This window comes from Pseudomonas sp. FP453, from assembly GCF_030687495.1.
Classification (GTDB): Bacteria; Pseudomonadota; Gammaproteobacteria; order Pseudomonadales; family Pseudomonadaceae; genus Aquipseudomonas.
The window spans coordinates 791,890-816,939 of sequence record NZ_CP117435.1 but is presented as its reverse complement, the minus strand read 5'-3'; the positions used below and the strand labels follow the sequence as shown (position 1 = coordinate 816,939).

Below are 25,050 nucleotides of genomic sequence, written 5' to 3'. Positions count from 1 at the left end.
GGCGGTCAAGTAAGCGCGACGTCGGGACTCGATAAGCACAGCTCGGCCACTTGTGGATAAGTAAAGAGCGGGGATTCTACCGTTGTTCGGCAACAATCGCCCACTGCGTACTGACCGGCTGTGGATAAATCCCCCGTCTGATGCAGTACAATCGCGACTTTTCATCGCCAACCAGCCGGCCATTCCCATGATCGAACCCAAGCGCGTCCTACGCGCCCTCGCCGAACACTGGGCACTGCTTGAGCCACTGTGCGAACACTTCGACCAAGGCACCCTGAGCCTTGCCGAGCTGCGCGCACAACTGGCCGCCCAACAACTGGACAGCACGCCACAGGACATCACCAGCCTGTTGGACGTGTGGATTCGCCTGGACATCCTGGTGCCTGTCGCCAAGAGCCCGAACCGTTTCGAGCTCAACGCACAGATCCATGACTTCCTGGCCTATCTTCGCAAGGAGCACCGGCTTGGCCTGTGCCTGGAAATCGAAGCCTACCTGCGCCACCTTGAGCGCCTGGCGGGTTACATCCAGGACGCCTTCGACATCCGTGATGGCCACGACCTGGCCCGCCAACTGCGCTTGCTGGATATGCGCGTGCGGGACGTGCTGAAAAAACTCGCCAACGATGAACAGGCCCTCGCTGCCGTGGCCGACCGCGCCAAGACCAGCGACCGGCAGATTCCGTTGCGCCAGCGTTATGCCGAGGTCCTGGCGACCTGGGACGAATACGTCGAACCGATGATCCAACTGGTGAACGCCGACGGCGCCTTCGAACAAGGCGTGCGCAAGGTGGAGAACGTGCTGCTGCGCCTGCTCACCGAGCAACAGCGCCTCGGCCACCTGGTGGACGACGACATGCTGCTGCGCACCCACGCGCGCATCCTCGAAATGCAGACCAGCGCCCAGCTGACCTTGCGCCACGCCCGCGAACTGCTGTTGCCGCTGCGCGAAGAAGCGCGCCGGCACAACGCCGTAACCCGTGGCGCGGCGCTGGCCCTGTCGGCGATCCGCCGCAAAGGCCTGGACGCGGTGCCACAGGCCGCGATGCCGATGTTTACCCGTCCGCAAAGCACCTTTCTCGGCAGTGCCAGCCAGGTGGAAGCCTATGTGTACGCCCTGGCGAACTTCGAGCCGAAACCGGCAAAATTCCCCAAGGCCCACAAATCCCACAAGGGCGAAGCCCAGCGTGCACCGCGCACCGTCAAGGAAATGCTCGAACGCTGCGAAGACGCGCTGCCGATGCCGGACCTGATGACCTGGCTGCTGGAGCAGGAACCGGACGGCGCCACCGACGAATTGCTGTACTGGTTCTCCCGGCTGTCCCGCGAAAAACGCTTCAAGCGCGAACGCCTGGAACGCCGCGACTATCACACCACCGAGCACCAGGTCAGCCTGCGCTCCTTCGCCCTGCTCCCGGTGACGCCTGACGCGCCCGAGAATTCTGCGAGCATCCCTCATGCATCTTGATCTATCCGAACTGTCCCAGCTGGCGCCGATCTTTCGCGAGCTGTTCAAGGGTTACCACGTCAGCCGTCGCGACCCGGAGCTGTACGCGCAACTGTCGAACTTCCAGGATCAGTACCGCACGCTGTTCAAGGCCCTGGGCTTTGAACTGGTGTGCGACACACGCGGTTTCTATTACTTCGTGCCGGACACCGCCGTGGCCGCCGCGCAGGTGAACAAGACCGCGCAGCGCCTGGCGCTGTTCACCTTCATCATCGTCGAGCACCTGGCCGACCAGGGCCGCGACCCGATCGCCGTGCTCGACGGTGGCAGCCTCGGCCGCGATGAGCTGCCGTCGCTGCTGGAGAAGTACCGCGACCTGTTTATCCAGGCCGAAGTGCAGACCCAGGAAGAGCTCGAAGAAAAAATCATGCGCCGCATGACCCAGCTGGGTTTTGCCAGCGAAGACAACGGTATCTATCGCTTCCTGCCGCCGATGCACCGCTTCCTCGACGTGTGCCTGTCGGTGCAGCAGGACCGTGACCTCGCGGCCAGCGTCCATAGCGTGTTGCCACTGCCGGCGCCGGTGATCATCGATGAAGACAGCGATGAAAAATTGCTGAAGACCGATGACCCGCTGGACCTCAGCGACTTCGCCGAAGAAAGCGAAGAAGACGCCCTGGCCCGCGCCATTGCCGAAGAACAGGAGACCGACGCATGAGCAAGGAACGCTACGGCATCCGCCGCTTCGCCCTATTGAACACCGCCGGTTACAGCCTGGGTTTGTTCCCGCTGGAAGAACCGCTGTCGGTGTATGGCGCGAACAACCTGGGTAAATCCGCGTCGATCAACGCCTTGCAGTTCCCGATCCTGGCGCGCATGTCGGACATGAGTTTCGGCAAGTACACCCTGGAACAATCGCGGCGTTTCTACTTTGCCACCGACACCAGCTACATCCTCGTCGAAGTGTCCCTGCCCCACGGCCCGCACGTAATCGGCGTGGTCGGGCGCGGCCCGGGCGGTGGTTTCGGCCACCAGTTCTTTGCCTACGCCGGCAAGCTGGACCTGGCGCACTACCAGAAGAACGACACCTGCCTGCGGCAGAAAGAGCTGTTCACCAACCTGGAGCGCGAAGGCCTGAAAGCCTACGAGCTCAAGCCCGATGAACTACGCCGCTTGCTGGTGGGCGGCCACACGTCGATCCCGCTGGACCTGACGCTGATCCCGCTGCGCTCCACCAGCGAGCAGAGCCTGAAGACCTTCCGCGCACTGTTTATCAACCTGCTGCACATGCGCGAAATCACCGCGGCCAAGCTCAAGCAACTGTTCCTCGATGCCTTCGAACACAGCCTGCGTTCCGGCAGCGTGGATTACATCGCGGCGTGCGAAGAAGCCTTCCGCGACGTGCGACGCATGGAGCAAGACTACAACTCGCTGGTCGCCGCCGGCCCGCTGGTTGAAGCACTGGCCAATGGCGTGCGCCTGCGCGACGTATTGCGCGGCAAGCTGCATCGCCTGTCGCCACTGCTGGATTCGTTGCTCGGCACCTGGTCGGACTACGCCAGTGCACGCAAGGAAGAGCTGACTATCCAGGCCGAGCACTATCGCAACGAGCAGGACGCGCTGCAGAACGACCAGCGCGGCGGCACCCAGGAGCTGATGCGTCTGGAGCGGGAAATCAGTGGCATCCAGCGTTGGCTGGGCGAGCTGTCGGTGCTCAAGCATCGCTTTGCGCTGGTGGATGACGTCAAGGTGCTGGAGCAGCAACTGCTGGCGGCCAAGGATGCTCACGATGAACTGGCCGGCGCCCTGGCGCAGTCGCGGCAGTTCAGCGCCGAGGACTTGGACGAGCGCTTGCGCGAGCTGGAAAAACGCTTGAAGTCGGTCAAGCAGCAGCTCGACCACGCGGACAACAACAGCTACGCCAAACTGCGCGAAGAATTTTCACAGCAGGATGTCGAACGTCTGATGCGCCTGTTCAACAGTTCGTTGTTCAGCCTGCCGTTGGGCGAGCATGGCATCACGCTGGACGAGGAAGGCCAGTGGGTCAAATCCCTGGAGCAGATCCTCGATGGCTTCAAGGGCGAGCGTTTTGAAGTGCCGGGGCTGTCTATCGACATCTCCCACATCGAACCGCCGGCGTTGCAGGCCTTGGCGGACCGCGCCGCGTTGCGCGACCAGAAAGAGCGCCTGGAAAAAGAACTCAAGCAACTGAAAACCCAGCAGGCCGTAGCGTCTGACCGCGCGGCGAGCAAAACCCAGACCGAAACGCTGTATCAGCAGGTGCTGGACGCGCAAAAGGCGCTGGAAGATTTCCGTCGGGCTCAAACCTTGAGCGCGGAAGAAGGCGAGAAGCTGGAAAACCTCGCGCAGATGGAAGCGGCGCAGGACGAGTTGAAGCGCTCCAGCGATGCGTTTACCGAGCGCGTCCAGCAGCTGTCGGCCAAGCTGCAACTGGTGGGTCGCCAGATCGGCGATATGGAAGCCAAGCAACGCACACTGGATGACGCGCTGCGCCGTCGCCAGTTGTTGCCGGCCGACTTGCCGTTCGGCACGCCGTTCATGGACCCGGTCGACGATTCCATGGATAACCTGCTGCCGCTGCTCAATGACTATCAGGACAGCTGGCAAGGCTTGCTGCGCGCCGATGGGCAGATCGAGGCGCTGTATGCCCAGGTGCGCCTCAAGGGCGTGGCCAAGTTCGACAGCGAGGATGACGTTGAGCGGCGCCTGCAACTGCTGATCAACGCGTACGCGCACCGTACCGATGAAGCGCTGACGCTGGGCAAGGCGCGACGCGCGGCGGTCACCGATATTGCGCGGACCTTGCGCAATATCCGCAGCGACTACGACAGCCTTGAGCATCAACTGGCGTTGTTCAACCGCGAGATCAACAAACGCCAGGTCTCCAACCTGCAAAGCTTCCGCATCGTGCTGGCGCCGAACAAGGAAGCCCTCAAGCATATCGACCAGATCATCCACAGTGCCGGTCAGTATGAGGAAGGCGAAACCCTGTCGGTGTTCGACCTGAGCCAGAGCGCCGAGCAGGACAACAAGAACGAAGAGGCCAAGGAATACCTGGCGCGCCTGGTGGCCGCCAACCATAACCAGTTGGGCCTCAAGGATCTGTTCGAATTGGCGTTCGAGATCACCAAGGTGCACGGCCAGCCAGTGATTCACACCGACATCGACGGTGCGGCGTCCAACGGCACTACCATGACGATCAAGGCGCTGACCAACATGTATTTGTTGCTGCACCTGATGGACCGCGACCAGGCCGGGCGTGTGCGTTTGCCGTACTACCTCGATGAGGCGGCGGACATCGATGAGAAGAACCAGGCGGCGTTGCTGGAAACCAGTCTGCAACTGGGCTTTGTGCCGATTCTGGCCAGTGTGAAGCCGCAGGTTTCCGCCCAAGTGGCGATTGACCTGGAAGGCGGCAGCGGGCCGAATGGGATCTATATCGATGAGGCGGATTGGAAGTACATCCGTCGTCACGATGGGGTGAAGGCGACGGTGAATGTGCAGGCGGATGAGCCGGAGTTGGATGAGGTCTGAGTGTTTGGACTGAAATGAAAAAGGCCCCTGGGTGTGAGTCCAGGGGCCTTTTTTGTTGGCTTTGAGGGCCTCTTCGCGGGCAAGCCCGCTCCCACATTTGGAATGCAGTGTTGCTGAAAATGCATTCCCCTGTGGGAGCCGGGCTTGCCCGCGATGGCGCGCCTCGGTCTATTTGCCGAGTGGAATTTTAGGCGCCCAGGTCAGCCACTCATCTTCAAACTTGTCGAACAGCGGGAAGGTTTGCTTCGCCAGTGCGGCGTTGCCCATGCGCTCGCCGTCTGGCGTAGCGAAGGCGATACCACCGGCGACCAGGGTTTCCAGGGACTCGGTACGCACCGTCGCCCCTTTGAACAGGCCGAAGTCGAGACCAAAGCCGCTGGTGTTCCAGAAACGGCTGCCGCTGCGTACCAGCGGTGCGTACTTGGGCTCGATGAGGATGTGGATCAGCACGCGGTCGGCGGTCTGGCCCAGTTCATAGCCGGTGACTTTGCCCACGGTGACTTCGCGGTAGGTCACGGGGACGCCTTCCTTCAGCGAGCCACGGCGTGCGGCGCTGAGGGTCAGGCTCAGGCCTTCCTCCTGGTGAACGGCCTTCGGCGGCTCATCCAGTGCGACGAAGCTCTTTTGCGGGCCGGCGTTTTTCACCGCTGGCTGCACTTCGATGTATTGGCCGGTGACCAGGGTTTCCAGGTTCGAGGTTTTCATCAGGCCCAGCTCAGGCTTGACCACCCAGAACTGGCTGCCTACGCGGGCGATACGGTCCGCGACTTGGGTAATGCGTGCGCTGAGCAACACCGACTGCATGTCGGCGCTGAGATCGACACTTTCGATCTTGCCCACATCCAGGCCTTTGAAGCGTACCGGTGTGCCCGGGCGCATGCCATCGGCGCGGTCGACCTTGATGGTCACCAGGGTACCGTGTTGATTGGCCGCCTCGCGGTCGGTGAACAGACGGAAGCGTGGGATGCGTTTCTTCAGCGGTACGTTCGGCTCTGGGGTTTCGAAGGCGATACCGCCGGCCATCAGGCTGGCCAGGGATTCACTCTTGACCTGGATGCCGCCGGTGAGGCCGCCGGTCAGGGTCACGCCGCTGGCATTCCAGAACCGTGTGGAGCCATTGACCAGGTTTTCGTATTCCTTCTCGATGTGGACGCCGATCACCAGTTGCTTGTTCTTGCGCGAGAACTGGTAGCTCTGCACCGAACCGACCTTGACCTGTTTATAGAGGATCGGGCTGCCGACATCCAGCGAGCCGAGGTTGTCGGTGAACAACACCATGTGCAGGCCCGGGGAGCGCAGGTCCAGCGGTGGCGCCTTGGCGCGGGCGACGAATTCGCGCTGGGGGGCGCTGCCTTTGTCGCCGGGGCGGATGGCGATGTAGTTGCCTTTGACCAAGGCCTCAAGCCCGGTGATACCGGCCAGGGAGATCGAGGGCTTGACCACCCAGAACTGGGTGTCCTGCACCAGGTAGTCTTCGGCCAGCGGGTCGAGGGTCAGCTCGGCGTTGGCGCTGGACAGCGATGGGTCGATCTTCAGGGTTTTCAGGCTGCCAACCTGGATGCCTTTGTACATCACCGGCGTGCGGCCAGCCTGCAGGCCTTCGAAATCGGTGAGCTTGACCTTGACCTTGATGCCGGCTGCGGCGGCGTCGAAATCTTCGTACAGGCGGAAGGGCAGGCTTGGGTCCGTCGGCGGGCTGTCCTTGCGGTTCTCTGGCGTGGCGAAGGCGATGCCGCCAGCGACGATGCTGGAGAGGGATTCGCTGCGCACCTTCACGCCGGAGAGGTTGGCGTCGATGCTGATGCCGCTGGCGTTCCAGAAACGCGTGTGTTTACGCACCAGGTTGGCGTAGGTCGGTTCGATGTAGACCTTGATTTCAACGGTGCTCTGGTCTTCGGAGAGCAGGTAGCTTTTGACCTGGCCGACCTGGATCTGCTTGTAGAACACCGGGCTGCCACGGTTGAGCGAGCCGAGGCGGTCAGCCTTGACGGTCAGGTGCAGGCCGGGTTTGGCGTCGGACAAGGGCGGCTCTTCGGAGAGCGCCTTGAACTTGCGCGTGGGTTCGCCATCGCCGGGGCTGGCGGCGATGTAGTTGCCTGAGACCAGGGTTTCCAGGCCGGTGATGCCGGCCAGGCTGACGCTGGGTTTGACCAGCCAGAAACGCGTGTTGGTCTTGAGGTACTGGTCGACGTCCTTGTTCATCTCGATGGTGGCGATCACCCCGCGATTACTGCCTTCGTCGTCCAGGGCCAAGGCCTTGACCTTGCCCACGGTCATGCCTTTGTAGACCACTTCGGTCTTGTTGACCTGGATACCTTCGCCGCTTTCGAAGCGCACCTGGATATCGATGCCCTGCTGGGTATAGGCGCGCCATCCCAGCCAGCCGCCGATGATCAGGGCAATCAGGGGTAGCACCCAAATGGCCGACCAGTTGGAGGCCGGGCGGGTTTTAGCTTTTGGCAAATCACTCATGGTCGTCGTCCGACTCCGTGTTATCCCAAATCAGTCGGGGATCAAAAGTTACTGCGGCAAGCATCGTCAAGATCACCACACTGGCGAACGCCGCAGCGCCGAGATTGGCCTCGACACTGGCAAGTCGCCCGAAGTTTACAACCGCCACCAGGATGGCGATCACGAAAATATCCAACATGGACCAGCGGCCAATGAATTCGATAAAACGGTACATCACAATGCGTTGCCGCGCGGACAGCGGTTGGTGACGCTGCACCGAGAACAGTAGCAGACCAATGCCCACCAACTTGAACGTCGGCACCAGAATACTGGCGATGAACACCACGGCGGCGATGGGAAACATGCCGTGCTGCACCAATTCAATCACGCCGGCCATGATGGTGCTGGGGGCACCCTGACCGAGAGAGTTGATCGTCATGATGGGCAAAAGGTTGGCCGGGATATACAGAATGGCCGCCGTGATCAGCAATGCCCAGGTCCGCGTGAGGCTGTTGGGACGTCGGGCATGGACCTGCGCGCCGCAACGGGTGCAGGTTTGCTCGTCGGTATCCGGCTCTTGCTTGTTCAACTCATGGCATTCGGTACAAATCAGAATGCCAGCATCAATCGCCCGCATGTTCATCCTCTCCTGACAGTGCTTGCCAGATCTGGTGCGGCGACATCACCACCTCAAGCAGGACCTGAACCATTAATAGGCTGACGAAACAGACCAGGCCCAGGCCGATGGTGATGGAGGCCATGTCGGCGAGTTTTACGATCGCCACCAGGACGCCCATCAGGTAGACCTCCAACATGCCCCAGTCTTTCATGTAGTGGTAGATACGGTAGAGCAGCAGCCCGTAGCTGCGGCCGATGTTCCAGCGAATGCTGAGCAGGACCGCCAATTGGCAAAGCAGCTTGAGCAGGGGAATGCCCATGCTGCACAGGAAGACCACGACGGCAACGCCTTGCATACCCGTATTGAACAGGGCGACGACGCCACTCCACACGGTGTCCTCCGAGGACTGCCCCAGTAGATTGAGCTGCATGATGGACAAAAAGTTCGCGGGGATATACAGCAGCAATGCCGCGATAACCAAGGCAAGGCTTCGCTCAACGACATTGTGGCGGTGAGCGTACAGCTCGTAACCGCAACGCGGGCATTGGGCTTTTTCGCCGAGGGCGAGCGCTGGTTTGCGCATCAGCAAGTCGCACTCATGGCATGCCACCAGGTCGTCCAGTGGTAAATCCGATACCTCGGGGGTATCAACCGGATCGGGCATAAATAGGGCTCGGGCTCTAAAAAGGTTAGGTGCCTATTCTAGTGGTCTGGTTCAGAAATAACTGTGCAAATTTGTCGGGGCTTGTTTGTCGAGGCTCGGCCTGCTTTTCCCGCGCCCAAAACAAAACCCCATTTGCTTTCGCAAATGGGGTTTCGGAATTTAATCTTGACGATGACCTACTCTCACATGGGGAAACCCCACACTACCATCGGCGATGCATCGTTTCACTGCTGAGTTCGGGATGGGATCAGGTGGTTCCAATGCTCTATGGTCGTCAAGAAATTCGGGTACTGAGTCGTGACCAGATGGCCTCGCTTCAGCAAATTGGGTATGTGACAGCTTTCGGTGTTTTGTGAGAATCGAACTTTCGGTTCTATCGTCTTCACACACCGCAATCTGATGCTCTTTCGAGTAGTCAAATTGCTTGGGTGTTATATGGTCAAGCCTCACGGGCAATTAGTATTGGTTAGCTCAACGCCTCACAGCGCTTACACACCCAACCTATCAACGTCGTAGTCTTCGACGGCCCTTCAGGGAACTCAAGGTTCCAGTGAGATCTCATCTTGAGGCTAGTTTCCCGCTTAGATGCTTTCAGCGGTTATCTATTCCGAACATAGCTACCCGGCAATGCCACTGGCGTGACAACCGGAACACCAGAGGTTCGTCCACTCCGGTCCTCTCGTACTAGGAGCAGCCCCTCTCAAATCTCAAACGTCCACGGCAGATAGGGACCGAACTGTCTCACGACGTTCTAAACCCAGCTCGCGTACCACTTTAAATGGCGAACAGCCATACCCTTGGGACCGGCTTCAGCCCCAGGATGTGATGAGCCGACATCGAGGTGCCAAACACCGCCGTCGATATGAACTCTTGGGCGGTATCAGCCTGTTATCCCCGGAGTACCTTTTATCCGTTGAGCGATGGCCCTTCCATACAGAACCACCGGATCACTAAGACCTACTTTCGTACCTGCTCGACGTGTCTGTCTCGCAGTCAAGCGCGCTTTTGCCTTTATACTCTACGACCGATTTCCGACCGGTCTGAGCGCACCTTCGTACTCCTCCGTTACTCTTTAGGAGGAGACCGCCCCAGTCAAACTACCCACCATACACTGTCCTCGATCCGGATAACGGACCTGAGTTAGAACCTCAAAGTTGCCAGGGTGGTATTTCAAGGTTGGCTCCACGCAGACTGGCGTCCACGCTTCAAAGCCTCCCACCTATCCTACACAAGCAAATTCAAAGTCCAGTGCAAAGCTATAGTAAAGGTTCACGGGGTCTTTCCGTCTAGCCGCGGATACACTGCATCTTCACAGCGATTTCAATTTCACTGAGTCTCGGGTGGAGACAGCGCCGCCATCGTTACGCCATTCGTGCAGGTCGGAACTTACCCGACAAGGAATTTCGCTACCTTAGGACCGTTATAGTTACGGCCGCCGTTTACCGGGGCTTCGATCAAGAGCTTCGCGTTAGCTAACCCCATCAATTAACCTTCCGGCACCGGGCAGGCGTCACACCCTATACGTCCACTTTCGTGTTTGCAGAGTGCTGTGTTTTTAATAAACAGTCGCAGCGGCCTGGTATCTTCGACCGGCATGAGCTTACGGAGCAAGTCCTTCACCCTCACCGGCGCACCTTCTCCCGAAGTTACGGTGCCATTTTGCCTAGTTCCTTCACCCGAGTTCTCTCAAGCGCCTTGGTATTCTCTACCCAACCACCTGTGTCGGTTTGGGGTACGGTTCCTGGTTACCTGAAGCTTAGAAGCTTTTCTTGGAAGCATGGCATCAACCACTTCGTTAACTAAAAGTTAACTCGTCATCAGCTCTCGGCCTTAGAATCCCGGATTTACCTAAGATTCCAGCCTACCACCTTAAACTTGGACAACCAACGCCAAGCTGGCCTAGCCTTCTCCGTCCCTCCATCGCAATAACCAGAAGTACAGGAATATTAACCTGTTTTCCATCGACTACGCTTTTCAGCCTCGCCTTAGGGACCGACTAACCCTGCGTCGATTAACGTTGCGCAGGAAACCTTGGTCTTTCGGCGTGGGTGTTTTTCACACCCATTGTCGTTACTCATGTCAGCATTCGCACTTCTGATACCTCCAGCAAGCTTCTCAACTCACCTTCACAGGCTTACAGAACGCTCCTCTACCGCATCACTTACGTGATACCCGTAGCTTCGGTGTATGGTTTGAGCCCCGTTACATCTTCCGCGCAGGCCGACTCGACTAGTGAGCTATTACGCTTTCTTTAAAGGGTGGCTGCTTCTAAGCCAACCTCCTAGCTGTCTAAGCCTTCCCACATCGTTTCCCACTTAACCATAACTTTGGGACCTAGCTGACGGTCTGGGTTGTTTCCCTTTTCACGACGGACGTTAGCACCCGCCGTGTGTCTCCCATGCTCGGCACTTGTAGGTATTCGGAGTTTGCATCGGTTTGGTAAGTCGGGATGACCCCCTAGCCGAAACAGTGCTCTACCCCCTACAGTGATACATGAGGCGCTACCTAAATAGCTTTCGAGGAGAACCAGCTATCTCCGAGCTTGATTAGCCTTTCACTCCGATCCACAGGTCATCCGCTAACTTTTCAACGGTAGTCGGTTCGGTCCTCCAGTTAGTGTTACCCAACCTTCAACCTGCCCATGGATAGATCGCCCGGTTTCGGGTCTATTCCCAGCGACTAGACGCCCTATTAAGACTCGCTTTCGCTACGCCTCCCCTATTCGGTTAAGCTCGCCACTGAAAATAAGTCGCTGACCCATTATACAAAAGGTACGCAGTCACCCAACAAAGTGGGCTCCCACTGCTTGTACGCATACGGTTTCAGGATCTATTTCACTCCCCTCTCCGGGGTTCTTTTCGCCTTTCCCTCACGGTACTAGTTCACTATCGGTCAGTCAGTAGTATTTAGCCTTGGAGGATGGTCCCCCCATATTCAGACAAAGTTTCTCGTGCTCCGTCCTACTCGATTTCATGACTAAGAGATTTTCGCGTACAGGGCTATCACCCACTATGGCCGTACTTTCCAGAACGTTCCGCTAATCTCAAAGCCACTTAAGGGCTAGTCCCCGTTCGCTCGCCACTACTAAGGGAATCTCGGTTGATTTCTTTTCCTCAGGGTACTTAGATGTTTCAGTTCCCCTGGTTCGCCTCTTACGCCTATGTATTCAGCGTAAGATAACCATCTTATGATGGCTGGGTTCCCCCATTCAGACATCTCCGGATCAAAGTCTGTTTGCCGACTCCCCGAAGCTTTTCGCAGGCTACCACGTCTTTCATCGCCTCTGACTGCCAAGGCATCCACCGTATGCGCTTCTTCACTTGACCATATAACCCCAAGCAATCTGGTTATACTGTGAAGACAACATTCGCCGAAAATTCGATAATACTCAAAACTGAGTAACTCACAAATTTTACCTTAGCCTGATCCGTTACCAGTGAAAGTAACGTTCAGTCTATCTTTCTATCACATACCCAAATTTTTAAAGAACGATCTAATCAAAGACTAGAAATCAACATTCACCATCATCACGATGGAATGCTCATTTCTAAGCTTTCAACAAACAGAAGCAGTAGTGGTGGAGCCAAACGGGATCGAACCGTTGACCTCCTGCGTGCAAGGCAGGCGCTCTCCCAGCTGAGCTATGGCCCCGTATTTCTACAGGCGTTTCCCACACAAAATTGGTGGGTCTGGGCAGATTCGAACTGCCGACCTCACCCTTATCAGGGGTGCGCTCTAACCAACTGAGCTACAGACCCAATTTCGGGCTGCTTCTTTATCGTCTTCTTCATGAATCAAGCAATTCTGTGGGAACTTATGGAGCAGCTGATGTCGTCGATTAAGGAGGTGATCCAGCCGCAGGTTCCCCTACGGCTACCTTGTTACGACTTCACCCCAGTCATGAATCACACCGTGGTAACCGTCCTCCCGAAGGTTAGACTAGCTACTTCTGGTGCAACCCACTCCCATGGTGTGACGGGCGGTGTGTACAAGGCCCGGAACGTATTCACCGCGACATTCTGATTCGCGATTACTAGCGATTCCGACTTCACGCAGTCGAGTTGCAGACTGCGATCCGGACTACGATCGGTTTTATGGGATTAGCTCCACCTCGCGGCTTGGCAACCCTCTGTACCGACCATTGTAGCACGTGTGTAGCCCAGGCCGTAAGGGCCATGATGACTTGACGTCATCCCCACCTTCCTCCGGTTTGTCACCGGCAGTCTCCTTAGAGTGCCCACCATAACGTGCTGGTAACTAAGGACAAGGGTTGCGCTCGTTACGGGACTTAACCCAACATCTCACGACACGAGCTGACGACAGCCATGCAGCACCTGTCTCAATGTTCCCGAAGGCACCAATCTATCTCTAGAAAGTTCATTGGATGTCAAGGCCTGGTAAGGTTCTTCGCGTTGCTTCGAATTAAACCACATGCTCCACCGCTTGTGCGGGCCCCCGTCAATTCATTTGAGTTTTAACCTTGCGGCCGTACTCCCCAGGCGGTCAACTTAATGCGTTAGCTGCGCCACTAAAAGCTCAAGGCTTCCAACGGCTAGTTGACATCGTTTACGGCGTGGACTACCAGGGTATCTAATCCTGTTTGCTCCCCACGCTTTCGCACCTCAGTGTCAGTATTAGTCCAGGTGGTCGCCTTCGCCACTGGTGTTCCTTCCTATATCTACGCATTTCACCGCTACACAGGAAATTCCACCACCCTCTACCATACTCTAGTCAGTCAGTTTTGAATGCAGTTCCCAGGTTGAGCCCGGGGATTTCACATCCAACTTAACAAACCACCTACGCGCGCTTTACGCCCAGTAATTCCGATTAACGCTTGCACCCTCTGTATTACCGCGGCTGCTGGCACAGAGTTAGCCGGTGCTTATTCTGTCGGTAACGTCAAAACAATCACGTATTAGGTAACTGCCCTTCCTCCCAACTTAAAGTGCTTTACAATCCGAAGACCTTCTTCACACACGCGGCATGGCTGGATCAGGCTTTCGCCCATTGTCCAATATTCCCCACTGCTGCCTCCCGTAGGAGTCTGGACCGTGTCTCAGTTCCAGTGTGACTGATCATCCTCTCAGACCAGTTACGGATCGTCGCCTTGGTGAGCCATTACCTCACCAACTAGCTAATCCGACCTAGGCTCATCTGATAGCGCAAGGCCCGAAGGTCCCCTGCTTTCTCCCGTAGGACGTATGCGGTATTAGCGTCCGTTTCCGAACGTTATCCCCCACTACCAGGCAGATTCCTAGGCATTACTCACCCGTCCGCCGCTCTCAAGAGAAGCAAGCTTCTCTCTACCGCTCGACTTGCATGTGTTAGGCCTGCCGCCAGCGTTCAATCTGAGCCATGATCAAACTCTTCAGTTCAAACATCTTTGGGTTTTTAAGAAACCCTAAACTTGGCTCAGCAATCGTTGGTTACATCTTTGATTTCTCGCGGAGTAACTTGTGATGCTGATAATCTTGTTGACTATCAGTCTGACTCCACAAGCACCCACACGAATTGCTTGATTCAGTTGTTAAAGAGCGGTTGGTTAAGATCTTTCGTCTCAACCGAGGCGCGCATTCTACAGCAGCCTCATTTGCTGTCAAGTGATTATTTTCAGAAGCTTTCGAAGAATTCTTCAACAACTTCAACCACTTGCGCTTCAGATCTCTCATCAGCGGGAGGCGAATTCTACAGCGTTACACGCTGCTGTCAACACCTCTTTTTCAACTTCTTTCTGGCTTCGATGAACTGAAGCAACCTGCTGCCGAAACTCACATAACTCATTGTTTACCAAGGAGTTTTCCGTTTCGACTGCACCGGAAGTGGGGCGAATTATAGACATCTGTAATCTGCCGTCAATGCCTTTCTTCATATTTCTGTCATATAAGTCAGAAACACCCCAAAAACGCGAAAGCCGGCCCCGAAGGGCCGGCTTTCAGCCGACATTACAGGCTCGGGAAAGCAAACTGCGACGCTTCATGGCTGGCCCGTTGCGGCCAACGTTGGGTAATCGCCTTGCGACGAGTATAGAAACGCACACCATCCGGCCCATAGGCATGCAAGTCGCCAAACAACGAGCGCTTCCAGCCACCAAAGCTGTGATACGCCACCGGCACCGGCAGCGGAACGTTAACCCCCACCATGCCCACTTCAATCTCATCACAGAAAAGACGCGCGGCTTCCCCGTCACGAGTAAAGATGCAGGTGCCATTGCCATATTCATGATCGTTGATCAGCTGCATAGCCGCTTCCAGGCTATCCACCCGCACCACGCACAGTACTGGCCCAAAGATCTCTTCTTTATAGATACGCATCTCAGGCGTCACACGGTCAAACAAGCTACCACCCAGGAAGAAACCCTCTTCGTGACCGGCAACACTCAGACCGCGACCATCAACAACCAATTCGGCCCCCGCAGAAACACCGTCTTCTATATAGCCACTGACCTTGTCCCGCGCCTGCCCCGTCACCAGCGGCCCCATATCCAGGCCGCACGACGTGCCCGCGCCAATCTTCAGCGCCTTGACCTGCGGCACCAGCTTGGCGATCAACGCATCGGCCACCTGATCACCCACACATACGGCCACCGAGATCGCCATGCAACGCTCGCCGCACGAACCGTACGCGGCTCCCATCAACGCGCTGACGGCGTTATCCAAGTCAGCATCCGGCATCAGCACTGCATGGTTCTTCGCCCCACCCAGCGCCTGCACACGTTTGCCGCGCTTGGTGGCTTCGGAATAGATGTACTCGGCAATCGGCGTCGAGCCCACAAAACTCAGCGCCTTCACTTCCGGCGCTTCGATCAGTGCATCCACCGCGCCCTTGTCCCCGTGCACCACGCTCAGCACACCTTTAGGCAGGCCGGCTTCCTGCAACAGTTGCGCAATCAGCAGCGTCGAACTGGGATCACGCTCCGACGGTTTCAAGATGAAACAGTTACCGCAAACGATCGCCAGCGGGTACATCCACAGCGGCACCATCGCCGGGAAGTTGAACGGCGTAATACCGGCCACTACGCCCAGCGGTTGGAAATCCGACCAGGCATCAATGTTCGGTCCTACGTTACGGCTGTATTCGCCCTTCAGAATCTCCGGCGCCGAGCACGCATACTCGACGTTCTCGATCCCACGCTTCAATTCACCCGCCGCGTCTTCCAGCGTCTTGCCATGCTCTTCGCTGATCAACTGCGAGATACGCGCTTCGTTCTGCTCCAGCAATTGCTTGAAGCGGAACATCACCTGCGCACGCTTGGCCGGCGGCGTATTGCGCCAGGCTGGGAATGCGGCCTTGGCCGAGTCGATCGCCTGTTGAATGGTTTCACGACTGGCCAACGGCACCTGGTGGATCACCTGGCCAGTGGACGGGTTATACACGTCGGCACTACGGCCGCTGTCATTGACCAACTCACCGTTGATCAAGTGCTGGATAAGGCTCATGCGGGGCTCCTGAAAAATTGTTCTATATAGAAGGAGAAATCAGTCGATCTTGTTCAGCACTTCGCCGACCGCATCGAACAAGCGATCCAGGTCCTGCGGCTTGCTGTTGAAGGTTGGCCCGAACTGCAAGGTGTCACCGCCAAAGCGCACGTAGAAACCGGCTTTCCACAAGGCCATGCCGGCCTCGAATGGACGCACGATGGCATCACCGTCACGCGGGGCAATCTGGATCGCGCCGGCCAGGCCGTAGTTACGGATGTCGATCACGTTCTTGCTGCCCTTCAAACCGTGCAGCGCATTCTCAAAGTGCGGCGCGACTTCGGCTACGCTCTGCACCAGGTTTTCCTTCTGCAACAGGTCCAACGCCGCCAGGCCAGCAGCGCACGCGACCGGGTGAGCCGAGTAGGTGTAGCCGTGGGGGAATTCCACCGCGTACTCCGGCGTCGCCTGGTTCATGAAGGTCTGGTAGATCTCGCTGCTGGCAATCACCGCGCCCATCGGGATCGCGCCGTTGGTGACTTGCTTGGCGATGCACATCAGGTCCGGCGTCACGCCGAAGCTGTCGGCGCCAAACATCGAGCCGGTGCGACCGAAACCGGTGATCACTTCGTCGAACACCAACAGGATGTTGTGCTGGTCGCAGATCTCACGCAGACGCTTGAGATACCCCTGCGGTGGCACCAGCACGCCAGCGGAACCCGCCATCGGCTCGACGAACACCGCGGCGATGTTCGACGCATCGTGCAACTCGATCAGCTTGAGCAACTCATCGGCCAGCGCAATGCCACCCAGCTCCGGCATGCCACGGGAGAAGGCATTGCTCGCCAGCAGGGTGTGCGGCAGATGGTCAACATCCATCATCGCCTGACCAAACATCTTACGATTGCCGTTCACGCCACCCAAGCTGGTACCGGCGATGTTCACACCGTGATAACCACGGGCGCGGCCAATCATCTTGGTCTTGGTGGCCTGGCCTTTGAGGCGCCAGTACGCACGCACCATCTTCACCGCGGTATCGGCACACTCGGAGCCGGAGTCAGTGAAGAAGACGTGGTTCAGGTTGCCCGGTGTCAGGTCGGTAATCTTTTCTGCCAGCTGGAAGGACAACGGATGACCGTATTGGAAGCCCGGCGAGTAGTCCAAGGTACCCAGTTGCTTGGCCACCGCTTCCTGGATTTCCTTGCGCGTATGCCCGGCGCCGCAGGTCCACAGGCCCGACAGCGAGTCGTAGACCTTGCGCCCCTTGTCATCCGTCAGCCAGCTACCTTCGGCCGCCACGATCAAACGCGGATCACGCTGGAAGTTGCGGTTGGCGGTGTACGGCATCCAGTGCGCGTCCAGCTTCAATTGGCTGGCCAGGGACGATGGGGCGTTTTCGGGCATGTTCATCAGCAAAACCTCGCAGGGCAAAAGGCAGCGTCGGGATTGAAAAGCGTTGTTGCAGCTAAATTGCCACGGCGATAAAGTCGGTGAAATTCAACTCTTCTAACCTTCAGTCAGGCCTTCACTAAACTATGAGCAGCCGTCGCCCCGATCCCCTGGCCCAAGTCAGCGACTTCGATATCCGCCTGTTGCGTATCTTTCGCAGCGTGGTGGAATGCGGCGGCTTCTCGGCAGCAGAGACGGTGCTCGGCATCGGCCGCTCCGCCATCAGCCAGCAAATGAGCGATCTCGAGCAACGCCTCGGATTAAGACTGTGCCAACGCGGCCGCGCCGGTTTCTCCCTTACCGAAGAAGGCCGCGAGGTCTACCAATCGGCACTGCAACTATTAAGTGCCCTGGAAAGCTTTCGTACCGAGGTCAACGGCCTGCACCAGCATCTGCGCGGCGAGCTGATCATCGGCCTCACCGACAACCTCGTCACCCTGCCCCACATGCGCATCACCCACGCCCTGGCGCAGTTGAAGGAACGCGGCCCGGACGTGCAGATCCAGATCCGCATGATCGCCCCCAACGAAGTCGAGCAAGGCGTACTCGACGGCCGCCTCCACGTCGGCGTGGTGCCCCAGGCCAGTGCCTTGTCGGGGCTGGAATACCAGCCGCTGTACAGCGAACGCTCGCTGCTTTATTGCGCCGTCGGCCACCCGCTGTTCTATGCCGACAACAAACAACTGGACGACGCCCGCATCGACAGCCAGGACGCCATCGCCCCCACCTTCCGCCTGCCCGCCGATATCCAGGCCCACTACCAGGCACTCAACTGCACCGCCAGCGCCTCGGACCGCGAAGGCATGGCATTCCTGATCCTCACCGGCCGCTACATCGGCTACTTGCCCGATCACTACGCCAGCCTGTGGGTACAACAAGGCCGACTGCGCGCGCTGAAACCGACTACACGTTTTTACGATTTAAGCCTGGCATCGGTCACGCGCAAAGGCCGTCGCCCTCATTTGGTGCTGGAAAGCTTCCTGGAAAGCCTGGCCGCGACCCGTTAACTCGGGCGCAAACCAAAAGCTGAGCAGTTGGACAGCTTTTTGCAAGACCCCGAGGACATAGACCTCGAGCTTGCCCGCCATGCCACCAGAATCCTCCAGCAGCGACCTGATCTACGGCCTCAACGACCGCCCGAAACCCGCCCCGGCCTTCCTCGCCGCACTGCAACATGTGCTGGCCGCGTTCGTCGGCATCATTACCCCGCCGCTGATCATCGGCTCCACCCTGGGCCTGACCGCGCATTTGCCCTACCTGATCAGCATGGCGTTGATGGTCTCCGGCGTCGGCACCTTCATCCAGGCACGTAGGCCGTTTGGCATCGGTGCAGGGATGATCTGCCTGCAAGGCACCAGTTTTGCGTTTCTCGGTGCGGTGCTGTCGGCGGGCTTTCTGGTGAAACAACGCGGCGGCAGCCCGGAAGACATCCTGGCGATGATCTTCGGCGTGTGCTTTTTCGGCGCCGTGGTGCAGATCGTACTGAGCCGCTTTATCGGCCAACTGCGTCGCGTGATCACGCCTTTGGTAACGGGAATTGTCATTACCCTGATCGGTATCAGCCTGATCAAGGTCGGCATCACCGACCTGGGCGGTGGCTTCAACGCCGCCGACTTCGGCGCCCCCACCAACCTGGCACTGGGCGTGTTCGTCGTTTTGACGATCATCCTGCTCAACCGCTCCAACACGCCGTGGGTGCGACTCTCGGCCATCATCATCGGCCTCGCCCTCGGCAGCCTCGCGGCCTGGTTCAGTGGCAAACTCGTGCCCCAAGCCTTGCCCGAGCTGCCCCTGGTCAGCCTGCCGATCCCTTTCCGCTTTGGATTCAACTTCGACTGGAGCGCTTTCCTACCCATCGCGCTGATTTATCTGATCAGCAGCATCGAAACCGTCGGCGACCTCACCGCCAACTGCATGATCGCCCGCCAGCCCATCAGCGGCCCTTCTTATATAAGCCGGCTCAAGGGCGGCGTACTCGGTGATGGCGTCAGCTGCATGATCGCCGCCACCTTCAGTGCCTTCCCCAACACCACGTTCGCGCAAAACAACGGCGTGATCCAACTCACCGGCGTGGCCAGCCGTTACGTCGGCTTATACATCGGCGTGGTGCTGTTTTGCCTCGGCTTGTTTCCGCTGATCGGCGCGGTGCTCCAGCAAATCCCCAAACCGGTATTGGGCGGCGCCACCCTGGTGATGTTCGGCAGCGTGGCCGCCGCTGGCGTACGCATCCTTGCGCAGGCGCCGCTGGACCGGCGCAGCATGCTGATCATCGCTACCTCGTTCGGCGTCGGCCTGGGCATCGCCGCCCAACCGAACCTGCTGCACCTGATGCCGACCCTGGTGCAGACCCTGTTCGACTCGGCCATCACCAGCGGCGGGCTGACCGCCATTGTGTTGTGCCTGTTATTACCGGAAGCCAAGGCCGACAACCGTGCCGCAAACCACGCGCCGGAAAGCGACACCGTGGAATCGCACTGACGGTTTTATTGCATCAGGACTTGTCTGAGGCTTGAGGGTGGGTTATCTGTGCACACGTCGTCTCTATCGATCTGCACGGAAACCTCCATGAGCCTCGAAGTTCCTGCCCACAGCAACCCCGCCGGAAAACCCGCCAGCCGCATTCGGCAAAAAAACGAACAAGCAATTCTGCAGGCAGCTGAAGACGAATTCGCGCGCCATGGCTACAAAGGCACCAGCATGAACACCATTGCTGCCAGTGCCGGGCTGCCCAAGGCCAACTTGCACTACTACTTCACCAACAAGCTGGGCCTGTATATCGCGGTGCTCAGCAATATCCTCGAACTGTGGGACAGCACCTTCAACACGCTGACCGCCGAGGATGACCCGGCCGTGGCCCTGAGCCGCTACATCCGCACCAAGATGGAGTTCTCGCGGCGCCAGCCCCAGGCCTCGCGGATCTTCGCCATGGAGATCATCAGCGGTGGCGAATGCCTCACCGAATATTTCAGCCAGGACTACCGCGCCTGGTTCAGTGGCCGCGCCGCCGTGTTCCAGGCCTGGATCGACGCCGGCAAGATGGACCCGGTAGACCCGGTGCACCTGATCTTCCTGCTGTGGGGCAGCACCCAGCACTACGCCGACTTCGCCACCCAGATCTGCCGCGTCACCGGTCGCACCAAGCTGACCAAGCAGGACATGGAAGACGCCGGCACCAACCTGATCCACATCATTCTCAAAGGCTGTGGCGTCAAGCCCGCCCTCTAAACGAAGCGACTTATGCCTTTCACCCTCACCGGCCTTTGCGAATTTCACGAAGAAATCCGCAAAAGCCGCTTTATCACCCTCGCCGCGCCGATCACCAGCCCGCAGGACGCCCAGGCGTTTTTCGCGCAGCACAGCGATTTGAACGCCACACACAACTGCTGGGCGTGGAAACTCGCCGATCAATACCGCAGCAATGACGACGGCGAACCCGGCGGCACCGCTGGCCGGCCGATCCTCGCCGCCATCGAAGCGCAGGGTTTCGATCAGGTCGCAGTGCTGGTCATCCGCTGGTACGGCGGCATCCAGCTGGGCACCGGTGGCCTCGCCCGCGCGTATGGCGGCGGGGCGAACAAGTGCCTGCAAAACGCCGAGCGCATTGAACTGATCAGCCGCGTACCGCTGAGCTGCGCCTGTGGCTTCGCGGAATTGAACCTGGTGAAACTGCGCGTCGCCGAACTGGGCGGGCTGGTCGTGGAAGAATCCTTCACAGCCAATGGCGTCGAGCTACAACTCGCCGTGGGCGAAACACATATCGACACCCTGCAAATTCAACTCGCCGACCTCAGCCGTGGGCGTATCCTGCTGCAACGCTGAACTCCCTGAACCGCGACTCCAAAGGAAGCTTTTCATGTCTACGCCAAAAACCGCACTGATCATCGGCGCCTCGCGCGGGCTGGGCCTTGGCCTGGTCAAGCAACTGCTCCAGGACGGCTGGGACGTGACCGCCACCGTGCGTGACCCGAGCAAAGCCGACGCCCTCAAAGCCGTAGGCCCGGTGCAGATCGAGAAACTCGACATGGACGATCAGCAAGCCGTGATCGCCCTGAGCCAGCGCCTCAAGGACCGCACCTTTGACCTGCTGTTCGTCAACGCCGGCGTCAAAGGCCCCGCGAACCAGGAGCCAGGCCACGCCACCCTGGCGGAAGTCGGCCAACTGTTCTTCACCAATGCCGTGGCGCCGATCAACCTGGCCCAACGCTTTGTCGGGCAGATCCGCAAGGACAGCGGCGTGCTGGCCTTCATGAGCTCGGTGCTGGGCAGCGTGACCATCCCCGACGGCTCCGACCTGGCGCTGTACAAGGCCAGCAAGGCTGCACTCAACTCCATGACCAACAGCTTCGTCACCCAACTAGGCGGGCAAAAACTCACCGTGCTGTCGCTGCACCCGGGCTGGGTGAAGACCGACATGGGTGGGGAAAACGCCCACATCGACGTCGACACCAGCGTGCGTGGGCTGGTGGATCAGGTAAATGCCTACACCGGGAAAGGCGGCCATCACTTCATCGACTACAAAGGCGACACCATCGCCTGGTAACCAAAATGTGGGAGGGGGCTTGCCCCCGATGGCGATGTATCAGTAACGAATATGTTGACTGGCATACCGCTATCGGGGGCAAGCCCCCTCCCACATTGTTTGAACCCACTTCCTACAGATGGACGAGCCTACGAACTACACGTAATCTAGCCCCTCGCCTTCACCGGCGACCCTGGATCAGCAGACAGGGCAACACTGAGCTGGCAAACCTGAACCCATCATTCAGAGGAGCCGGCCAATGCCTGCGACCCGTATCTGGTTAAAAAAACCCCTCGCGATTTTCACTGCCAATGGCCTCGACGCCCGTGGCGGCCTGGTGCTGCAAGACGGTGTGATCAGCGAAGTGCTGGCCCTGGGCCAAACACCCGCCCAGCCCTGCGCACAAACCTTCGATGCCCGCGAACATGTGATCCTGCCGGGCCTGATCAACACCCACCACCACTTCTATCAAACCCTGACCCGCGCCTGGGCGCCGGTGGTCAACCAGCCATTGTTCCCGTGGCTGAAAACCCTGTACCCGATCTGGGCCCGGCTCACCCCGGAAAAACTCGCCCTCGCGACCAAGGTGGCGCTGGCCGAACTGCTGCTGTCGGGCTGCACCACGGCGGCCGACCACCACTACCTGTTCCCCGACGGCCTGGAAAACGCCATCGACGTGCAAGTGCAAAGCGTGCGCGAACTGGGTATGCGCGCCATGCTCACCCGCGGCTCCATGAGTTTGGGCGAAGCCGATGGCGGCCTGCCGCCGCAACAAACCGTGCAACAAGGCCAAGTGATCCTCGACGACAGCCAGCGCCTGATCCGCGAGTACCACCAGCGCGACGACGGCGCGCAAATCCAGATCGCCCTGGCGCCGTGCTCGCCGTTTTCCGTCACCCCGGAAATCATGCGCGCCAGCGCCGAATTGGCTGACAGCCTCGACGTGCGCCTACACACCCACCTGGCAGAAACCCTCGACGAAGAAGACTTCTGCCTGCAACGTTTTGGCCTACGCACCGTGGACTACCTCGACAGCGTCGGCTGGCTCGGCCCACGCACCTGGCTGGCCCACGGCATTCACTTCAACCCGGACGAAATCGAACGCCTCGGCGCGGCCGGCACCGGCATCTGCCATTGCCCAAGCTCGAACATGCGCCTGGCGTCCGGCATCTGCCCGACCCTCGACCTGCTCGCCGCCGGCGCACCGATCGGCCTGGGCGTGGACGGCTCGGCCTCCAACGATGCGTCCAACATGATCCTCGAAGCGCGCCAGGCCCTGTACATCCAGCGCCTGCGTTACGGTGCGGAAAAGATCACCCCGGAAGGCGTGCTGGGCTGGGCGACCAAAGGTTCGGCGCAGTTGCTGGGACGTACGGATATCGGTGAATTGGCCGTAGGCAAGCAGGCCGACCTGGCGTTGTTCAAACTCGATGAGCTGCGCTTCTCCGGCAGCCATGACCCGATTTCGGCGCTGCTGTTGTGCGGTGCCGACCGGGCGGATCGGGTGATGGTGGCGGGTAAATGGCGGGTGATTGATGGTCAGGTCGAAGGCCTGGACCTGAAAGGCTTGATCGCCGATCACACCCAAGCCGCCCGCCAGCTCATCGCCGGAACCTGATCCAGACGCCGATCCAAATGTGGGAGCTGGCTTGCCTGCGATAGCGGTCCAACAGTCAACACTTAAGTGACTGGACCACCGCTATCGCGGGCAAGCCCGCTCCCACAAGGGATTTGCGGCGGCTATAAGCCCAACAGCGACAACATGATAAACGTCGCAAACAACACAAAATGCGTCATCCCCTCAATCGCATTGGTCTCACCATCATTGAGGTTGATCGCACTGACAATCAACGTAATAAACACCATCACCGTCTGCACCGGCGTCATCGCCATCTGGAACGGCTGCCCGGTGTAGAGCGCCATCGCCTCCATCACCGGCACCGTCAGGATCACCGTCGACAAAGACGCACCCAACGCAATGTTCACCACCGACTGCATGCGGTTGGCCAAGGCCGCGCGCAACGCCGTCAAGATCTCCGGCGCCGCCGAAATCGCCGCCACCACAATCGCCGTGATCACCGGCGGCGCGCCCGTGCCTTCCAGGCCCAGGTCCAGGGTCTTGGACATCACTTCGGCCAGCGCGCCAATCACAATCACGCCAAACACCAAGGTGCCAATGGAAAACGCCAGGTTGATCGACGGCGCTTCTTCCGACGGTTTCTTGCCGCGTTTCTCCGGGTAGTTGTAACTGAAGAAATAACTGTGCGGTCCCACCTGCATGCGCAGGAACAGGGTGTAGAGCACCACCATCGCGCCAATGGTGAACGCCGAGTAAATTTTCCAGTCGGCCTCGGGGATAAATTCCGGTACCACCATCGACACGCCCATGGCAGTGAGGATCATCACGCTGTAGCTGCGCGCTGAATCGTCGTTGTAGGACTGTTCGCCATGCTTGATGCCGCCCATCAGCGCGGCCAAGCCGAGGATGCCGTTGATATCGAGCATCACGGCGGAATAAATCGTGTCGCGCACCAGGGTCGGCGACGGCTCGTTACTCATCATGATCGCCAGGATCACCACTTCCACCAGCACGGCGGCGAGGGTCAGGATCATGGTGCCGTAGGGGTCGCCGACCTTTTCCGCGAGCTGTTCGGCGTGGTGCGCCACGCGCATCGAGGCGATCACGATAAACGCGATCAGCACCACCCCGCCGAGCAGCGCCACGCCTTGGCCACTGTTGAGCATCCAGTGTTCCAGCGGATAGGCGGCGATGGCGGCAAGCAGCGCCAGCAGCATGAATTTTTCTTGCTTGAGGGATGTGAACATTGCGGGCCTTATCAAACAGCAAATCAGTCATTGATGGGGTACAGACTACGGCACGCTGCTAACGTTTCGTTACACCTTAGTTCACGCGGCCCTTGCGCGAATGCAACA

At 58.8% G+C, this 25,050-nt stretch carries 15 protein-coding genes, 2 tRNA genes and 3 rRNA genes; 9 read left to right on the top strand and 11 right to left on the bottom strand.

Features of this window, described 5'->3' with window-relative positions:
- The first annotated feature begins 187 nt into the window (after positions 1-187).
- From mksB to mksF, 3 genes are read left to right on the top strand one after another with little or no spacing between them, the layout of a single operon-like run.
- Complete coding sequence (gene mksB, locus PSH87_RS03540) at positions 188-1,465, top strand: Mks condensin complex protein MksB (RefSeq protein WP_017737116.1); 1,278 nt, start codon at positions 188-190, stop codon at positions 1,463-1,465.
- Positions 1,455-2,162: an Mks condensin complex protein MksE gene (gene mksE, locus PSH87_RS03535; protein ID WP_017529960.1), complete on the top strand. Its 708-nt coding sequence runs from the start codon at positions 1,455-1,457 to the stop codon at positions 2,160-2,162. Before mksB ends, mksE begins: the two co-directional genes overlap by 11 nt.
- Complete coding sequence (mksF, locus tag PSH87_RS03530) at positions 2,159-4,999, top strand: Mks condensin complex protein MksF (protein WP_305432568.1); 2,841 nt, start codon at positions 2,159-2,161, stop codon at positions 4,997-4,999. Before mksE ends, mksF begins: the two co-directional genes overlap by 4 nt.
- A gap of 168 nt (positions 5,000-5,167) precedes the next feature.
- Here the strand turns inward: mksF and PSH87_RS03525 are convergent, their stop codons facing one another.
- The 10 genes from PSH87_RS03525 to PSH87_RS03480 all read right to left on the bottom strand — a co-directional run bounded on the left by PSH87_RS03525 (position 5,168) and on the right by PSH87_RS03480 (position 17,558).
- Positions 5,168-7,471 (bottom strand): PqiB family protein, encoded by a 2,304-nt coding sequence (locus PSH87_RS03525; protein WP_017737114.1) that lies wholly within the window; start codon positions 7,469-7,471, stop codon positions 5,168-5,170.
- Positions 7,464-8,087: a paraquat-inducible protein A gene (locus tag PSH87_RS03520; protein WP_305432567.1), complete on the bottom strand. Its 624-nt coding sequence runs from the start codon at positions 8,085-8,087 to the stop codon at positions 7,464-7,466. Before PSH87_RS03520 ends, PSH87_RS03525 begins: the two co-directional genes overlap by 8 nt.
- A complete protein-coding gene (locus PSH87_RS03515; RefSeq protein ID WP_305432565.1) occupies positions 8,074-8,733 on the bottom strand; it encodes a paraquat-inducible protein A in 660 nt (219 codons plus the stop codon). The genes PSH87_RS03520 and PSH87_RS03515 overlap by 14 nt, the downstream gene beginning before the upstream one ends.
- 163 nt (positions 8,734-8,896) lie before the next feature.
- Positions 8,897-9,012: ribosomal RNA gene (gene rrf / locus PSH87_RS03510) — 5S ribosomal RNA — on the bottom strand.
- 156 nt (positions 9,013-9,168) lie between these two features.
- Positions 9,169-12,059: ribosomal RNA gene (locus tag PSH87_RS03505) — 23S ribosomal RNA — on the bottom strand.
- A 249-nt stretch (positions 12,060-12,308) separates the two neighbouring features.
- Positions 12,309-12,384: transfer RNA gene (locus tag PSH87_RS03500), tRNA-Ala, on the bottom strand.
- Positions 12,385-12,414: 30 nt separating this feature from the next.
- Positions 12,415-12,491, bottom strand: a tRNA-Ile gene (locus tag PSH87_RS03495).
- An 81-nt stretch (positions 12,492-12,572) separates the two neighbouring features.
- A 16S ribosomal RNA gene (locus PSH87_RS03490) occupies positions 12,573-14,108 on the bottom strand.
- The 16S, 23S and 5S rRNA genes sit together here with 2 tRNA genes alongside, the layout of an rRNA operon.
- Before the next feature lie 567 nt (positions 14,109-14,675).
- On the bottom strand, positions 14,676-16,169 hold the full coding sequence (locus PSH87_RS03485) for a CoA-acylating methylmalonate-semialdehyde dehydrogenase (protein ID WP_017735257.1): 1,494 nt from the start codon (positions 16,167-16,169) through the stop codon (positions 14,676-14,678).
- 39 nt (positions 16,170-16,208) lie between these two features.
- Positions 16,209-17,558 (bottom strand): aspartate aminotransferase family protein, encoded by a 1,350-nt coding sequence (locus tag PSH87_RS03480; RefSeq protein ID WP_032887096.1) that lies wholly within the window; start codon positions 17,556-17,558, stop codon positions 16,209-16,211.
- A 125-nt stretch (positions 17,559-17,683) separates the two neighbouring features.
- Here PSH87_RS03480 and PSH87_RS03475 point away from each other — a divergent pair, with 125 nt between their 5' ends.
- From PSH87_RS03475 to PSH87_RS03450, 6 genes are all read left to right on the top strand, one after another.
- Positions 17,684-18,604, top strand: coding sequence for a LysR family transcriptional regulator (locus PSH87_RS03475; RefSeq protein ID WP_017735259.1), 921 nt, complete (start codon positions 17,684-17,686; stop codon positions 18,602-18,604).
- Positions 18,605-18,683: 79 nt separating this feature from the next.
- On the top strand, positions 18,684-20,075 hold the full coding sequence (locus PSH87_RS03470) for a uracil-xanthine permease family protein (protein ID WP_305432564.1): 1,392 nt from the start codon (positions 18,684-18,686) through the stop codon (positions 20,073-20,075).
- An 87-nt stretch (positions 20,076-20,162) separates the two neighbouring features.
- Positions 20,163-20,822, top strand: coding sequence for a TetR/AcrR family transcriptional regulator (locus PSH87_RS03465; protein ID WP_017735261.1), 660 nt, complete (start codon positions 20,163-20,165; stop codon positions 20,820-20,822).
- A 12-nt stretch (positions 20,823-20,834) separates the two neighbouring features.
- The gene (locus PSH87_RS03460) at positions 20,835-21,416 is read left to right on the top strand and encodes a YigZ family protein (protein ID WP_305432562.1); all 582 of its coding nucleotides are present in this window, start codon (positions 20,835-20,837) and stop codon (positions 21,414-21,416) included.
- Between the two features lie 34 nt (positions 21,417-21,450).
- Positions 21,451-22,137 carry an SDR family oxidoreductase gene (locus PSH87_RS03455; protein WP_017735263.1) on the top strand — a complete coding sequence of 229 codons (687 nt, stop codon included), beginning with the start codon at positions 21,451-21,453 and terminating at the stop codon, positions 22,135-22,137.
- A 238-nt stretch (positions 22,138-22,375) separates the two neighbouring features.
- Entirely contained in the window at positions 22,376-23,734 is a 1,359-nt protein-coding gene (locus tag PSH87_RS03450) for an 8-oxoguanine deaminase (RefSeq protein ID WP_305432561.1), read from the top strand.
- A gap of 122 nt (positions 23,735-23,856) precedes the next feature.
- Here the strand turns inward: PSH87_RS03450 and PSH87_RS03445 are convergent, their stop codons facing one another.
- Positions 23,857-24,942 carry a calcium:proton antiporter gene (locus PSH87_RS03445; protein WP_017735265.1) on the bottom strand — a complete coding sequence of 362 codons (1,086 nt, stop codon included), beginning with the start codon at positions 24,940-24,942 and terminating at the stop codon, positions 23,857-23,859.
- Positions 24,943-25,050 lie beyond the last annotated feature (108 nt).